This is a genomic window from Candidatus Blastococcus massiliensis AP3 (assembly GCF_000582785.1).
Lineage (GTDB): Bacteria > Actinomycetota > Actinomycetes > Mycobacteriales > Geodermatophilaceae > Blastococcus > Blastococcus massiliensis.
Genome location: NZ_HG931174.1, coordinates 1 through 14,904, shown reverse-complemented (window position 1 = coordinate 14,904; position 14,904 = coordinate 1). Strand labels below are relative to the sequence as shown.

The 14,904-nt window shown below is 73.0% G+C and carries 15 protein-coding genes; all 15 read left to right on the top strand.

The annotated features are described in order from the left end of the window. Positions 1 to 360 precede the first annotated feature (360 nt). The 15 genes from infB (at position 361) to dapB (ending at position 14,852) form a co-directional block, all read left to right on the top strand. Positions 361 to 2,196 (top strand): translation initiation factor IF-2, encoded by a 1,836-nt coding sequence (infB, locus tag BN344_RS08480; protein WP_040338178.1) that lies wholly within the window; start codon positions 361 to 363, stop codon positions 2,194 to 2,196. A 117-nt stretch (positions 2,197 to 2,313) separates the two neighbouring features. After that, positions 2,314 to 2,610 (top strand): DUF503 domain-containing protein, encoded by a 297-nt coding sequence (locus BN344_RS08475; protein ID WP_040338177.1) that lies wholly within the window; start codon positions 2,314 to 2,316, stop codon positions 2,608 to 2,610. Between the two features lie 104 nt (positions 2,611 to 2,714). Next, entirely contained in the window at positions 2,715 to 3,239 is a 525-nt protein-coding gene (gene rbfA / locus BN344_RS08470) for a 30S ribosome-binding factor RbfA (RefSeq protein WP_040338176.1), read from the top strand. Further along, on the top strand, positions 3,236 to 3,481 hold the full coding sequence (locus BN344_RS08465; RefSeq protein ID WP_040338175.1) for a hypothetical protein: 246 nt from the start codon (positions 3,236 to 3,238) through the stop codon (positions 3,479 to 3,481). Before rbfA ends, BN344_RS08465 begins: the two co-directional genes overlap by 4 nt. A 2-nt stretch (positions 3,482 to 3,483) precedes the next feature. Beyond that, positions 3,484 to 4,494: a DHH family phosphoesterase gene (locus BN344_RS08460; protein ID WP_051515737.1), complete on the top strand. Its 1,011-nt coding sequence runs from the start codon at positions 3,484 to 3,486 to the stop codon at positions 4,492 to 4,494. An 11-nt stretch (positions 4,495 to 4,505) separates the two neighbouring features. Next, positions 4,506 to 5,825, top strand: coding sequence for an MATE family efflux transporter (locus BN344_RS08455; protein ID WP_040338174.1), 1,320 nt, complete (start codon positions 4,506 to 4,508; stop codon positions 5,823 to 5,825). Then, positions 5,822 to 6,760, top strand: coding sequence for a tRNA pseudouridine(55) synthase TruB (gene truB, locus BN344_RS08450; RefSeq protein ID WP_081788504.1), 939 nt, complete (start codon positions 5,822 to 5,824; stop codon positions 6,758 to 6,760). Before BN344_RS08455 ends, truB begins: the two co-directional genes overlap by 4 nt. 29 nt (positions 6,761 to 6,789) lie before the next feature. Continuing rightward, entirely contained in the window at positions 6,790 to 7,128 is a 339-nt protein-coding gene (locus tag BN344_RS08445) for an antibiotic biosynthesis monooxygenase family protein (RefSeq protein ID WP_040338173.1), read from the top strand. A gap of 113 nt (positions 7,129 to 7,241) precedes the next feature. Beyond that, complete coding sequence (locus BN344_RS08440) at positions 7,242 to 8,390, top strand: branched-chain amino acid aminotransferase (protein ID WP_197022289.1); 1,149 nt, start codon at positions 7,242 to 7,244, stop codon at positions 8,388 to 8,390. Positions 8,391 to 8,406: 16 nt separating this feature from the next. After that, complete coding sequence (locus BN344_RS08435; RefSeq protein ID WP_040338172.1) at positions 8,407 to 9,366, top strand: bifunctional riboflavin kinase/FAD synthetase; 960 nt, start codon at positions 8,407 to 8,409, stop codon at positions 9,364 to 9,366. Between the two features lie 91 nt (positions 9,367 to 9,457). Continuing rightward, entirely contained in the window at positions 9,458 to 9,727 is a 270-nt protein-coding gene (rpsO, locus tag BN344_RS08430) for a 30S ribosomal protein S15 (protein ID WP_040338171.1), read from the top strand. 290 nt (positions 9,728 to 10,017) lie between these two features. Then, positions 10,018 to 12,273 (top strand): polyribonucleotide nucleotidyltransferase, encoded by a 2,256-nt coding sequence (locus tag BN344_RS08425; protein WP_197022288.1) that lies wholly within the window; start codon positions 10,018 to 10,020, stop codon positions 12,271 to 12,273. 11 nt (positions 12,274 to 12,284) lie between these two features. Next, positions 12,285 to 13,631: a M16 family metallopeptidase gene (locus BN344_RS08420; RefSeq protein ID WP_051515888.1), complete on the top strand. Its 1,347-nt coding sequence runs from the start codon at positions 12,285 to 12,287 to the stop codon at positions 13,629 to 13,631. After that, on the top strand, positions 13,631 to 14,002 hold the full coding sequence (locus BN344_RS08415) for a VanZ family protein (protein WP_051515736.1): 372 nt from the start codon (positions 13,631 to 13,633) through the stop codon (positions 14,000 to 14,002). Before BN344_RS08420 ends, BN344_RS08415 begins: the two co-directional genes overlap by 1 nt. A 49-nt stretch (positions 14,003 to 14,051) precedes the next feature. Next, positions 14,052 to 14,852 carry a 4-hydroxy-tetrahydrodipicolinate reductase gene (dapB, locus tag BN344_RS08410; RefSeq protein ID WP_231486664.1) on the top strand — a complete coding sequence of 267 codons (801 nt, stop codon included), beginning with the start codon at positions 14,052 to 14,054 and terminating at the stop codon, positions 14,850 to 14,852. The last annotated feature ends 52 nt before the right edge of the window (positions 14,853 to 14,904 follow it).

Sequence of the window (14,904 nt, the reverse complement as noted above, 5' to 3'; positions counted from 1 at the left end):
GCCGGCGGTCCTCGCCCCAACCCGGGGATGATGCCGCAGCGGCCGAGCCCGGGCATGATGCCCGGTCGTCCGGCCGGTGGGCGTCCCGGCGGTCCCGGTGGCCCCGGCGGCCGTTCCGGTGGTCCCGGCGGCGGTGGCCGTCCCGGTGGTCCCGGCGGCGGCGGTGGCTTCCGTCCCGGCGGTGGCGGCGGCGCTCCCGGCGCCCCCGCGGGTGGCGGTTTCCGTGGCGGCGGCGGTCCCCGTGGCCGTGGTCGTGGCGGTTCGGGTGCCGGTACGGCCGGAGCCTTCGGGCGTCCCGGTGGTCGCGGCCCGGTCCGTGGTCGCAAGAGCAAGAAGCAGCGGCGTCAGGAATTCGACTCCATGGCGGCGCCCAGCATGGGCGGCGTCTCGCTGCCTCGCGGCAACGGGCAGACCGTCCGGCTCCCGCGCGGCGCGTCGCTGACCGACCTCGCCGAGCGCATCAACGCCGAGCCGGCCGCGCTGGTCACCGCCCTGTTCCACCTGGGCGAGATGATCACCGCGACGCAGTCGGTCAACGACGAGACGTTGCAGCTGCTCGGTGCCGAGATCGGCTGGGTCATCCAGGTCGTGAGCCCCGAGGACGAGGACCGCGAGCTGCTCGAGACCTTCGACCTCACCTTCGGCGACGAGGAGGGGGACGAGGGGGACTGGAGCCCGCGTCCGCCGGTCGTGACCGTCATGGGTCACGTCGACCACGGAAAGACGAAGCTGCTGGACGCCCTGCGCCACAGCAACGTGGTCTCCAAGGAGGCCGGTGGCATCACCCAGCACATCGGCGCCTACCAGATCGTCACCGAGCTCGAGGGCAACGAGCGGCCGGTCACCTTCATCGACACCCCGGGTCACGAGTCGTTCACCGCGATGCGTGCCCGAGGCGCGAAGGTCACCGACATCGTCGTCCTGGTCGTGGCGGCCGACGACGGGGTCATGCCGCAGACGGTCGAGGCGCTCAACCACGCCCAGGCCGCCGAGGTCCCGATCGTGGTCGCGGTCAACAAGATCGACAAGGACGGGGCCAACCCGGCCAAGATCCGCCAGCAGCTCACCGAGTACGGGCTGGTGGCCGAGGAGTACGGCGGCGACACGATGTTCGTCGACGTCTCGGCCACCACGCGCCAGGGCCTCGACGAGCTCCTGACCGCGATCCTGCTGACCGCCGACGCCTCGCTGGACCTGCGCGCGAACACCGAGCAGGACCCGCAGGGTGTCGTCATCGACGCCAAGCTGGACAAGGGCCGCGGCCCCGTCGCCACGGTGCTCGTCCAGCGCGGCACGCTGCGCCAGGGCGACTCGATCGTGGCCGGCGACGCGTACGGCCGCGTCCGGTCGCTGCTCGACGAGCACGGCAACAAGCTGAAGGAGGCCCTGCCGGCCCGTCCCGTGCAGGTCGTGGGTCTCACGTCGGTGCCCCGTGCCGGCGACACGTTCCTGGTCGTCGAGGAGGACCGGGTGGCCCGGCAGATCGCCGACCGCCGCCAGGCCCGGATCCGCAGCGCGCAGAACGCCTCCATGCGCAAGCGGATCAGCCTCGAGGACCTCGACGCCGCGCTCAAGGAGACCCGTCAGCTCAACCTGATCATCAAGGGCGACAACTCGGGCACCGTCGAGGCGCTCGAAGAGGCGCTGATGAAGATCGAGGTCGACGACGAGATCTCGCTGCGGGTCATCCACCGCGGCGTCGGTGGCATCACCAAGAGCGACATCGACCTGGCGCTGGCCGACGACGTCATCGTCCTCGGCTTCAACGTCCGGGCCGAGGGCCAGGCGACCGAGCTGGCCAACCGCGAGGGGGTGGACGTCCGGTACTACACGGTCCTCTACCAGGCCATCGACGAGATCGAGGCCGCCCTCAAGGGGATGCTCAAGCCCGAGTACGAAGAGGTGCAGCTGGGCACCGCGGAGGTCCGCGAGGTCTTCCGCGTGCCGAAGATCGGCAACGTCGCCGGTTCGCTGGTCCGCACGGGCACGATCGTCCGGAACTCGAAGGCCCGGCTTCTCCGCGACGGTGCCGTGGTCGCCGACAACCTGACGGTGGAGTCCCTCCGCCGGTTCAAGGACGACGCGACCGAGGTCCGCGAGGGCTACGAGTGCGGTATCGGCCTGGGGTCGTTCAACGACATCAAGGTCGACGACGTGATCCAGACCTTCGAGATGCGCGAGATCCCCCGCACCTGATCCTGCGGCGGGTCCCCCGATGATCAGGTGACCTGGTCATCGGGGGACCTCCCTCACCGCCGACGGTGAGGGAGGACCCCGCACGGCGAGGGAGGACCCGACCGGAAGGGGTCAGCGGTGTTCACCGGAACGCTGACCGCCGACCTGCTGCTGGGCGACGTCCACTCGCTCAAGGGCAAGCGGGCCGTCGTCCGGCCGATCGTGGCCGAGGTGCGGCGCCGGTTCGCGGTGTCCGCCGCCGAGGTCGGCGACCAGGACCTGCACCGGCGGGCGCAGGTCGCCGTCGCCATCGTGGCGGGGGACGCCCGGCAGGTGACCGACGTCCTCGATGCGTGCGAGCGGTTGCTGGCCGAGCGGCCGGAGGTGACCCTGCTCTCGACGCATCGTCAGCTCTTCAGCGACACGGATTGTTGAAGGACCCTCGTGCCCCCCACCGCTCGCACGCTCGCGGCGGGTCCCTGCACGGGGGCTGCCCTGTCCACCCGGCGTCGTCCGACGCCCCGATCCCTGGAGGTCCGATGGCCGATCCGGCACGCGCACGCAAGCTGGCGGTGCGCATCCGACAGATCGTCTCCGCCGCGATCGAGACCCAGATCAAGGACCCACGCCTCGGCATGGTCACCGTCACCGACGCCCGGGTGACCAGCGACCTCCGCGAGGCCACGATCTTCTACACCGTCTACGGCGACGAGACGCAGATCGCCGACTCGGCGGCCGCGCTGGCCAGCGCCACGGGGGTGCTGCGTTCCACCGTCGGCAAGCAGACCGGCATCAAGTTCGTGCCGACCCTCGCCTTCGTCGCCGACATCGTCCCGGACACCGCCCGGGAGCTCGAGGAGGCGCTGGAGCGGGCCCGGCACGCCGACGCGGAACTGGCCCGTGCCCGGGAGGGCGCCCAGTACGCGGGAGAGCCCGACCCGTACCGGAAGCCGGCGGAGGACGACCCCACCGAGGACGACGACCCCGACGCGGCCCACCCGGTTGCGCACGACACTGCCGATGACAGTGCTGAGCACACCGCCCCCAGCAGGAGCGCACCATGACCGAGAACGACCCGGATCCGTACGAGGCCGACGAGGGCCAGGGCACGTCGGTGCTGGGTGGCCGCAAGGTCCCCGCCGACGGGGACCCGACCGATGGCGGCCGGCGGGGTCAGGTGGGCGACGTCGACAGCATCACCTCCGACGAGCCGGACGACGGCGGCCCCGGGTACCCGGTGGGCGGTGGCTCGGTCGGCGAGCAGGACAACGCCCCGCCGGTCGCCGACCCGGGACCGGACGCCTGACCGTGACCGCATCCACCGACGCCGCGCGCATCGCCGCGACGTCCCGCTCCGTGGCCGGTGTCCTCGCCGAGGCCGCCGAGGCACGGGCCACCGTCGTCCTCTCCGGGCACGTCAACCCGGACGCCGACGCCCTCGGCAGCACCCTGGCACTCGCCGAGGGCCTCCGCAGGCGGGGCGCCCGCGTGCTGCCGACGTTCCCCGGGCCGCTCACGCTGCCCGCCTCGCTGGGCTGGATGCCCGGCGCCGAGGGGCTCGTGCCCTCGACCGCGCTGCCGTCCTCGCCCGACGTGTTCGTCAGCCTGGACGCCGCCTCGCCCGGCCGCCTCGCCGAGCTGGCCGGGCTGCTCGACGCCGCCGGCACCTCGATCGTCGTCGACCACCACGCCAGCAACCCCGGGTTCGGCCGGGTCCGCCTCGTCGACCCCGGCGCACCGGCCACGGTGACGCTGGTGGCCGACCTCCTCGACGACCTCGGCGTCGCCCTCGACAGCCAGCTGGCCACCTGCCTGTACGCGGGCCTCGCGGCCGACACCGGATCCTTCCGCTTCGGCAACACCCGGCCGCGCACGCACGAGCTGGCAGCCCGCCTCCTGGCGACGGGCATCGACCACGCGGCGATCAGCCGCCGGCTGTTCGACACCGCTCCCTTCGGCTGGCTGGGCCTGCTGTCGGTCGTGACCGGCCGCGCGGCGCTCGAGCCCGAGGTGGGTGCCGGGCTGGTCTGGACCTGGTCGAGCACCGCGGAGGCAGCGGAGCACGGCCTGCCCGGCGAGCAGCTCGAGGCGCTCGTCGACGTCATCCGTTCCGCCGAGGAAGCCGACGTCGCGTGCGTCCTCAAGGGGCAGGACGACGGTTCCTGGTCGGTCTCGCTGCGCTCCCGCGGCGGCACCGACGTCGCCCGCGTCGCCATGGCGCTGGGGGGCGGCGGGCACACGCTCGCAGCGGGTTACAGCTCCCACCTCGACCGCGAGGGGACGATCGCCACCCTGCGCGACCACCTGTCGGCGCGCTGACCGGGGCAGACATGGCCGTTTCTGCCCCGTCCGGGCGGCCGCCGTCCGTGCTGTCGCTGGCGTTACCGGCGCTGGTGGTCCTGGCTGCGGAGCCGCTGTACCTCCTGGTCGACACCGCGGTGGTCGGCAACCTGGGCACCGTGGCCCTGGGCGGGCTGGCCGTCGGTGGCGGCCTGATGGCCTGGGCCGCGGCGCTGCTGAACTTCCTCGCCTACGGCACCACCGCCCGCGCCGCGCGACGGGCCGGTGCCGGCGACCGCCCCGGAGCCGTCGACGAGGGCGTCCAGGCCACCTGGCTGGCGGCCGCCCTCGGTCTGGTCGTCGTGCTCTTCTTCCAGGTGTTCGCGGGGCCCGTCACCCGGCTGCTGGCCGGCGGTGCCGGGCCGGTGGCGGCAGCGGGGGAGGAGTGGCTGCGCGTGGCCTCGTTCGGCCTGCCGCTGCTGCTGATCTCGCTGGCCGGCAACGGCTGGCTGCGCGGCGTCCAGGAGCTGCGGCGGCCCGTCCGGTTCGTCCTCGCCGGAAGCCTGCTCAGCCTGGTGCTCTGCCCGCTGCTGGTGCACACGGCCGGCTGGGGGCTGGTGGGCTCCGCGTACGCCAACGTCGTCGGGCAGGCGGTGACCGCCGCGCTGTTCCTCCGGGCACTGGCGCGGGAAGGCGGCGTCTGGCGACCGCGACCGTACGCCGTCCTGGCCCAGCTGGTCATCGGCCGCGACCTGCTCCTGCGCGCCGCGGTGCTGCAGGTCTCCTTCCTCGTCGCGGCCGGGGTCGCCGCCCGGACGGGCACGGCCGAACTCGGCGCGCACCAGATCGCGCTGCAGCTGTTCTTCTTCCTGGCCCTCGTCCTCGACGCCTACGCCATCGCCGCCCAGACCCTCGTCGGGCACGCGCTGGGCGCACGGCGCCCGGTCGAGGCCCGGGCCACCGCCCGGCGGGTGACGATCTGGGGGCTCGGCACCGGCGTGGGCGTGGCCGCGGTGCTCCTCGCGGTGCGCGGTGTGCTGCCGCCGTTGTTCACCGACGACCCCGCGGTGATCGACCAGGCGCAACTGGTGTGGTGGTTCCTCGCCGCCATGCAGCCCCTGGCCGGCGTGGTCTTCGCGCTGGACGGCGTCCTCATGGGTGCCGGCGACGTCGGCTACCTGCGCACGCTCACCATCGGCTCGGCGGTCGTGGGGTTCCTGCCGCTGTCGCTGCTGTCCGGGCCGCTGGACTGGGGCCTCGCCGGGGTGTGGACGGGGCTGTGCCTGTTCATCGCCCTCCGCCTCGTGGGTGTGCTGGTGCGGGTGGCCGGCGATCGGTGGCTCGAGGCACCTGCGACGGTTACGTCGTGAGCCCCCGACGCCCTGACGCCGACGTGCCACCCGGTCTGCTGCTGGTGGACAAGCCCGGCGGAATGACCTCGCACGACGTCGTCGCCCGCGCCCGCCGGGTGCTGTCGGTCCGCAAGGTGGGCCACGCCGGCACGCTGGACCCGATGGCCACCGGCCTGCTGATCCTCGGCGTCGGCTCGGCGACACGGCTGCTCGGCCACGTCGGCGGCCACGACAAGACCTACGAGGCCACGATCCGCCTCGGGCAGTCCACGGTCACCGACGACCGCGAGGGCGAGGTGCTCGCGACCACCTCGACGGCGGGCCTCGACGACGCCGCGGTGACCGCTGCCCTGGCCGCGCAGACCGGCCCGCTCCAGCAGGTGCCGTCGTCGGTCAGCGCCGTGAAGGTCGCCGGCCGGCGTTCCTACGACCGCGTGCGGGCCGGGGAGGACGTCCAGCTCGAACCCCGGTCGGTCACCGTGCACCGGCTCGACGTGCACCGCATCACCCGGCCGGCGCCCGACCTGCTCGACGTCGACGTCACCGTCGTCTGCACGGCCGGCACGTACATCCGGGCGATCGCCCGGGACGCCGGCGCCGCCCTGGGCGTGGGCGGCCACCTGACCGCCCTGCGGCGCACCGCGTCGGGCCCGTTCGCGATCGGACACGCCGCTCCGGTGGAGGAGGCCGGCGCGGCACTGGCCGCCGGCGGGGGAGCCGGCGTGCTGGGCCTGACCGAGGCCGCCCGGCTGGTCTTCCCGGAGCGGTCCCTCACCGCGGAGGAGGCGGTCGCCGTCGGATTCGGCCAGCGCGTCCCGGCCACCGGGGCCCCGGGGCTGCACGCCGCCGTGGCTCCGGACGGCCGGCTGGTGGCCCTCGTCGAGGACGCCGGGACGACGGCCCGCGTCACGGTCGGCTTCCCCCGGCGCGACCCCGCGGGCGCTCGGGATTGAGGCTGCGGCCCCACGGGAAGAGGTGCGCCATGAGCGTCGTGAAGATCAATGCGGTCACGGTCCCCAAGGACAAGCAGGAGCGCTTCGAGGAGCGCTTCCGCGGGCGCGCCGGAGCGGTCGAGTCCACGCCCGGATTCGAGTGGTTCGAGCTCCTGCGGCCGCTCGAGGGCACCGACCAGTACCTCGTCTACACCCGGTGGAGCAGTCACGAGGCCTACGAGGCCTGGCAGTCCAGCCAGGACTTCGACCGGGCCCACGACGGCGGCGGCGACACCCTGGCGCCGGCGGCCGCGCACTCGGCGCACGTCTGGACCTACGAGGTCCTGGAGTACGCCGGTCCCACGGCGAACCAGGAGAACCAGCTCTGAGGGCGGATGCCCGGCGGCGGTCGGCTCCCTGCCGCCGCCCCCCGCGGGGATAGTCTGAGCGCGGACCCGGTGCCCACCGGGTCCCCGTTCGCCCGAACATGCAGGTGGGAGCCATGACCGACACGCTCAGCGACAGCCGTACCTCCGCGCGGATGTTCACCGAGGGCGTGCCGGTCGTGGTGGAGGACGTGCGACGCCGCACCCCCGCCGAGCGGGCCGCGGTCCTCGAGGACCCGGGCTTCGGCCGGCACTTCACCGACAGCATGTTCGTGGCGCGCTACCGGGCCGGGGAGGGCTGGTACGACGCCAGGCTGACCACCTACGGCCCGCTCCCGATGGACCCGGCGACGGCGGCGCTGCACTACGCGCAGTCGATCTTCGAGGGCCTCAAGGCCTATGCGCAGCCCGACGGCAGCGTCGCGACGTTCCGCCCCGAGGCCAACGCCGCCCGGTTCGCCCGCGGCGCCCGCCGGCTGGCGATGCCCGTCGTCCCCGAGGAGGCCTTCCTGACCGCGGTGGACGCGCTGGTCGACGCCGACCGGGAGTGGGTCCCGACCGAGCCGGACCAGACGCTGTACCTGCGGCCATACATGCTCGCCAGCGAGCCGTTCCTCGGCGTGCGGCCGGCCCACGAATACCTGTTCCTGATCATCGCCAGCCCGGCCGGTGCCTACTTCCCGCGCGGTGTGCAGCCGGTGTCGGTCTACCTCTCCGAGGACTACATCCGGGCCGCCCCCGGCGGTACCGGGGACGTGAAGTGCGCCGGCAACTACGCCGCCAGCCTGCTGGCGCAGGAGCAGGCCATCGAGGCCGGCTGCGACCAGGTCGTGTGGCTCGACGCCGTCGAGAAGCGCTACGTCGAGGAGATGGGCGGGATGAACCTGTTCTTCGTCCTCGGCTCCGGTGCTGAGGGCGGGGCCGCCGAACTGGTCACCCCCGAGCTCACCGGCACCCTGCTGCCCGGCATCACCCGCGACTCGCTGATCGAGGTGGCCCGCTCCATGGGGTACCGGGTCACCGAGCGGCTGTTCTCCGTCGAGGAGTGGCGCCAGGGCGTCGCCGACGGCACGGTCACCGAGACCTTCGCCTGCGGCACCGCGGCGGTCATCACGCCGGTCGGCGAGGTCAAGGCACGCACCGGTGACTTCACCGTGGGCGACGGCACCCCCGGTCCGCTGACCATGCGGCTGCGCGAGGCACTGCTCGACATCCAGCACGGGCGGGTGGCCGACACGCACGGCTGGCTGCACCGCGTCGGCTGAGCAGCAGGGACGTTCCGTGCAGCGTTGGCGAGGCCTGGAGGCCACCCCGGCCGATCTCGGCCGCACGGTGGTCACCATCGGCATGTACGACGGCGTCCACCGCGGCCACCAGCAGCTGATCGGGACGGCGATCGCGCGCGCCCGGGCGATGCGCCGGCCCTGCCTGCTGCTCACCTTCGACCCGCACCCGGCCGAGGTCGTGCGCCCCGGCTCGCACCCGGCGATCCTCACCGCGATGGACCGCAAGGCCGAACTGGTCGCGGGCCTCGGCGTCGACGCCATGTGCGTGCTGCCGTTCACGCCCGAGTTCATGCGGCTGCCGCCGGAGACCTTCACCCACACGGTCCTGGTCGAGCACCTGCACGCGGCGCAGGTGGTGGTTGGGGAGAACTTCACCTACGGGCACCGTGCCGCCGGCACGGTGCCGACCCTCACCGCGGAGGGCCGGCGGTTCGGCTTCGCCGTCGAGGGGATCGCGCTGGCGGAGGACTCCTCCGACGGCGGGGACGTCACCATCTCCTCGACCTACATCCGGGCGTGCGTCGCGGCCGGCGACATGGTCTCGGCCGCGCGGGCCCTGGGCCGCCCGCACCGGGTGGACGGGGTCGTCGTGCGCGGTGACCGCCGGGGCCGGGACCTCGGCTACCCGACGGCGAACGTCGAGAGCCCCCCGTTCACCGCGATCCCCGCCGACGGCGTGTACGCCGGGCACCTGGTGATCCGGGACCCGCGCGGCGGGGCGAGCCGGGAGCGCCTCCCTGCCGCGGTCTCGGTCGGCAGCAACCCCACCTTCCAGGGCAGCCGGCGCACCGTGGAGGCCTACGTCCTCGACTACGAGGGCGATCTGTACGGCGAGCACGTCGGCGTCGAGTTCGTCGAACGCCTGCGCCCGATGGCCGCGTTCGCCGACGTCGAGGGCCTCCTCGCGGCCATGGCCAAGGACGTCTCCGACACCCGGCAGATCCTGGGCATGTAACCTCGTGTGGTCGTCGGTCCGCCGACGACGTGTGACACCTGCCCCCGTGAGTCAGACCGGGGGCCACACGTGACCCGCCCCGGAGGCGAACATGGCGCTCGACAGCGCGCTCAAGAAGCAGATCATGACCGACTACGCGACGGTCGAGAACGACACCGGTTCGCCCGAGGTGCAGGTCGCGATGCTGACCCGTCGGATCAGCGACCTCACCGAGCACCTCAAGATGCACAAGCACGATCACCACAGCCGCCGCGGCCTGCTCCTGCTGGTCGGTCGCCGTCGCCGGCTGCTGAACTACCTGGCCAAGACCGACATCAACCGCTACCGGTCGCTCATCGAGCGGCTCGGCCTGCGCCGCTAGGCACCACGAGGGGACCGCTCCCGGAACGTTCCGGGACGGTCCCCTTCCTCGTGCGGCACCCGCCGTACGCGGAGAACCGGCCAGCCGCCGGACGCGTCCCCTCAGGGCCGGTCCTCGGTAGTGGCCCCCGGGACGCATCACCTCCCCGCGACAGGGGAAGAGCACCGCCCGAGGGCTTCGATCGAGCACCGGTCGCCCGGGACGAGGACGGCAGACCCTTCGGGGAACTGGCCGTCAGAGGAGTCGCAGGTCGGCACGAGGCCGATGCGACGAAGAAGAGAGAAGGACACGTGTCCGCACCCACCATCACCGCAGAGTTCGACGCCGAAGACGGCGTCACCACCGCCACCGCGGTCATCGACAACGGCAGCTTCGGCAGCCGTTCGGTCACCTTCGAGACCGGCCGCCTCGCCAAGCAGGCCGCCGGCTCCGTCGTCGTCACCATGGGCGACACCATGCTGCTGTCCGCCACCACCGCCGGCCGTCAGCCGAAGGAGCAGTTCGACTTCTTCCCGCTGACCGTCGACGTCGAGGAGCGGATGTACGCCGCCGGGCGCATCCCCGGCTCGTTCTTCCGTCGCGAGGGCCGCCCGTCCGAGGACGCGATCCTCACCTGCCGCCTCATCGACCGGCCGCTGCGCCCGACCTTCGCCAAGGGCCTGCGCAACGAGGTCCAGGTCGTCATCACGGTCATGGCCCTGGACCCGACGCACCTCTACGACGTCGTGGCGATCAACGCCGCCTCGGCCTCCACCCAGCTGTCGGGCCTGCCGTTCTCCGGCCCGGTCGGCGCCACCCGCGTCGCCCTCATCAACGGCCAGTGGGTCGGCTTCCCGACCCACACCGAGCTCGAGGACGCAGTCTTCGACATGGTCGTCGCCGGCCGCGTCCTCCCCGACGGCGACGTCGCGATCATGATGGTCGAGGCCGAGGCCACCGAGAAGACCATCGAGCTCGTCGCCGGTGGCGCCCCCGCCCCGACCGAGGAGATCGTGGCCCAGGGCCTCGAGGCCGCCAAGCCCTTCATCAAGGCCCTGTGCGACGCCCAGTCGGCCATGGCCGAGAAGGCCGCCAAGCCGGTCGCCGACTTCCCCCGCTTCCTCGACTACCAGGACGACGTCTACGCCGCCGTCGAGGCGCACGTGGGTGACAAGCTCGCCCAGGCGCAGCAGATCGCCGGCAAGGCCGAGCGCGAGGACGCCACCGACGCCCTCAAGGACGAGGTCAAGGCAGCCCTGGCCGGTCAGTTCGAGGGACGCGAGAAGGAGATCTCCGGAGCCTTCCGCGCGCTGACCAAGAAGGTCGTCCGCCAGCGCATCCTGCGCGACAAGGTCCGCATCGACGGCCGGGGGCTGACCGACATCCGTCCGCTGTCGGCCGAGGTCGAGGTCATCCCGCGCGTGCACGGCTCGGCCTTGTTCGAGCGCGGCGAGACCCAGATCCTGGGTGTCACCACGCTGAACATGCTCCGCATGGAGCAGCAGCTCGACACGCTCTCGCCGGTCAGCCGCAAGCGCTACATGCACAACTACAACTTCCCGCCGTACTCCACCGGTGAGACCGGCCGCGTGGGCTCGCCCAAGCGCCGCGAGATCGGCCACGGCGCGCTCGCCGAGCGGGCGCTCGTCCCGGTCCTGCCGGACCGCGAGGAGTTCCCCTACGCGATCCGTCAGGTGTCCGAGGCGCTGGGCTCCAACGGCTCCACCTCGATGGGCTCGGTCTGCGCCTCGACGCTGGCCCTGCTCAACGCCGGTGTCCCGCTGAAGGCGCCGGTCGCCGGCATCGCCATGGGCCTGGTCTCCGACGAGGTCGACGGCACGACCGAGTACGTCGCGCTGACCGACATCCTCGGTGCCGAGGACGCGTTCGGTGACATGGACTTCAAGGTCGCCGGCACCCGCGACTTCGTCACGGCGCTGCAGCTGGACACCAAGCTCGACGGCATCCCCTCCGACGTCCTCGCCGGTGCGCTCACCCAGGCCCGCGCGGCCCGGCTGCACATCCTCGACGTGATGAACGAGGCCATCGACGCGCCGGACGAGATGAGCCCCTACGCCCCGCGGGTGACCACGGTGCGCATCCCGGTCGACAAGATCGGCGCGGTCATCGGCCCCAAGGGCCAGATGATCAACGCGATCCAGGACGAGACCGGCGCGGACATCACCATCGAGGACGACGGCACGATCTACGTCGGCGCGTCCGACGGCCCCTCGGCCCAGGCCGCGGTGGACCGGATCAACGCGATCGCCAACCCGACACTGCCCAAGGTCGGCGAGCGCTTCCTCGGCACGGTCGTCAAGACCACGCCGTTCGGCGCCTTCGTCTCCCTGCTGCCCGGCCGCGACGGCCTGGTGCACATCAGCAAGCTCGGTGGCGGCAAGCGCATCGGCAAGGTCGAGGACGTGGCCAACGTCGGCGACAAGATGCAGGTGGAGATCACCGACATCGACGCCCGCGGCAAGATCAGCCTCGTGCCGGTCGCCGAGGGCGACGCCGGTGGCGCCGAGGCTCCGGCCGAGGCCGAAGCCGCTCCTGCGAGTGAGTGATCACGACTGACGTGATCGGGACCGGGGCGGGTGCGCATGCACCCGCCCCGGCGCCCGTCGGGGTGACCCAACTGCTCGACCTGGACGAGGTCGGCGGCCGGGTGGAACGCACCACGCTGCCCGGAGGCCTGCGGGTCCTCACCGAGACGATGCCCGGCGTCCTGTCGGCGACGCTCGGCATCTGGGTGGGCGTCGGCTCCCGGGACGAGACGCCGGCCGTGGCCGGGTCCTCGCACTTCCTGGAGCACCTGCTCTTCAAGGGCACGCCGTCGCGCACCGCGCTGGAGATCGCGACGGCGATGGACGCCGTCGGCGGTGAGATGAACGCGTTCACCGCCAAGGAGCACACCTGCTACTACGCGAACGTGCTCGCCAGCGACCTGCCGCTCGCGGTGACGCTGCTGGCGGACCTGGTCACCGACGCGACCAACACCGCGGCCGACCTCGAGTCCGAGCGCACGGTGGTGCTCGAGGAGATCGCCATGCGCGACGACGAGCCCTCCGACGCCGTCCACGACCTGTTTGCCGAGACGCTCTTCGGCGACAGCCCGCTGGGCCGGTCGGTGCTGGGGACCGTCGAGTCGATCGAGGGGCTCACCCGGGACGACGTCGACGGCTGGTACCGGCAGCGCTACGCCATGCCCTCGATGGTGATCACGGCCGCGGGCCGGGTCGACCACCAGCAGGTGCTCGACCTGGTGACCGCGGCGTTCGGGGACCGGCTGGCGGGGGAGGGGCAGCCCGCTCCGCTGCGGCTCGGCGAGGCGGGACCCGATCGGCCCGCCCGGTCGACCGGCCTCATCGCGCGGCGCACGGAGCAGACGCACCTGCTGCTCGGTGCGGCCGGACTGGGCCGGCTGGACGATCGGCGCTACGCCGCCGCGGTGCTCGACGCCGCCGTCGGTGGCGGGATGAGTTCACGGCTGTTCCAGGAGATCCGCGAGAAGCGGGGCCTGGTGTACAGCGTCGGGTCCGCACTCACCCACTACGCCGGGGCCGGAGCCTTCTCGGTCTACGCCGGCTGCTCCAAGAAGCGGGTGCCCGAGGTGCTGCGGCTCATCCGGGAGGAGCTCGACCGGGTCGCGGCCGACGGGCTGACCCCCGAGGAGGTCGCCCGCGCCCAGGGGCAGCTCAAGGGGGGCGTCGTGCTGGGGCTCGAGGACACCGGTTCCCGGATGAGCCGGCTCGGCAAGAGCGAGCTCTCCCACGGGGAGTACCTGCCCGTGCGCGAGGTGCTCGCCCGGCTGGACGCCGTGGACGAGGAGCAGGTGCGCGGGGTCGCCGCCGAGCTCTTCGGCCGGCCGACCTGCCTCGCCGTCGTCGGGCCCTACCGCGAGTCGGACCTCGACCGGCTCTGATGCGGTTCCCTCCCGTCCTCGCCGTGCACGGCGCCCTCGCGAGGGGTGTCTTCTGCGTCGCGGTGCTGGTGTCGCTGGCGGTCCTGTTCGCCCCGGCGTCCGACGTCCCCTCGGCGCCGCCGGGGGTGGACAAACTCGTGCACGCGGGGCTGTTCGCCGCTCTCGTGGTCACCGGTCGGTGGGCGGGGCTCTCCGCGCGCGCCGTGCCGCCGCTGCTGATCGGCTACGCGGCGGTCAGCGAGGTCGTGCAGGGGCTCTCGCCCCTGGATCGGAGCGCGTCGGTCGCGGACTTCGTCGCCGACGTACTGGGTGTGCTGCTCGGTCTGGTGGCGTGGGCAGCGCTCGAGCGGCGGGTCGCGGCGGAGGCCTGAACCGGAGGGCTGCCTTGCGGTTCGTCGTCGGGCCGGGAAACCTGACCGCGTGACCACCTCCGCATCCGACCAGCCGTCCGCTGCGACGTCGTCCGGCGACGCCCCGCTCATCAACGTGGGGGTCCTCGGGGCCCGCGGCCGGATGGGCACCGAGGTGGTCAAGGCGGTCAACGCCGCCGAGGACCTCGAGCTCGTCGCGATGGTCGACGAGGGCGACTGGCTGTTCGGCCTGGCCGACGCCGGCACCCAGGTGGTCGTCGACTTCACCCGCCCGGACGTCGTCATGGACAACATCCGGTTCTGCATCGACAACAACATCCACTGCGTGGTCGGGACGACGGGGTTCGACGAGACCCGCCTGGCGACCGTCCGCGAGTGGCTGGCACCCAAGCCCGACCTCGGGGTGGTCATCGCCCCCAACTTCGGGATCGGTGCACTGCTGCTCATGAAGTTCGCGCAGGAGGCGGCCCGCTTCTTCCCGTCGGTCGAGGTGGTCGAGCTGCACCACCCGAACAAGGTGGACGCCCCCTCGGGGACGGCCGTGCGCACGGCTCGGCTGATCGCCGAGGCCCGGTCCTCGGCCGGCATGGCCGCCTCTCCCGATGCCACCACGGACGCGCTTCCCGGGGCGCGCGGCGCCGACGTCGACGGGGTCGCGGTGCACGCCGTCCGTCTGAGCGGGCTGGTCGCGCACCAGGAGGTGCTCATGGGCGCGGAGGGGGAGACCCTGACGCTGCGGCACGACTCCTACGACCGCGCGTCCTTCATGCCCGGGGTCCTCCTCGCGGTCCGCGAGATCGGCCGACGCCCGGGTCTCACCGTGGGGATCGAGGGCTTCCTCGGCCTCTGAGCGGTGTGACGGGAGCCGCTCGGCCGGGGGGTTGCACACGCTGCCCCGAGGT

Coding starts and splice junctions, on each gene's coding strand:
- BN344_RS08465 (WP_040338175.1), top strand. CDS start 3,236: ATGACCGAGAACGACCCGGATCCGTACGAGGCCGACGAGGGCCAGGGC.
- BN344_RS08445 (WP_040338173.1), top strand. CDS start 6,790: ATGAGCGTCGTGAAGATCAATGCGGTCACGGTCCCCAAGGACAAGCAG.
- BN344_RS08415 (WP_051515736.1), top strand. CDS start 13,631: ATGCGGTTCCCTCCCGTCCTCGCCGTGCACGGCGCCCTCGCGAGGGGT.
- infB (WP_040338178.1), top strand. CDS start 361: ATGGCGGCGCCCAGCATGGGCGGCGTCTCGCTGCCTCGCGGCAACGGG.
- BN344_RS08440 (WP_197022289.1), top strand. CDS start 7,242: ATGACCGACACGCTCAGCGACAGCCGTACCTCCGCGCGGATGTTCACC.
- rpsO (WP_040338171.1), top strand. CDS start 9,458: ATGGCGCTCGACAGCGCGCTCAAGAAGCAGATCATGACCGACTACGCG.
- BN344_RS08455 (WP_040338174.1), top strand. CDS start 4,506: ATGGCCGTTTCTGCCCCGTCCGGGCGGCCGCCGTCCGTGCTGTCGCTG.
- rbfA (WP_040338176.1), top strand. CDS start 2,715: ATGGCCGATCCGGCACGCGCACGCAAGCTGGCGGTGCGCATCCGACAG.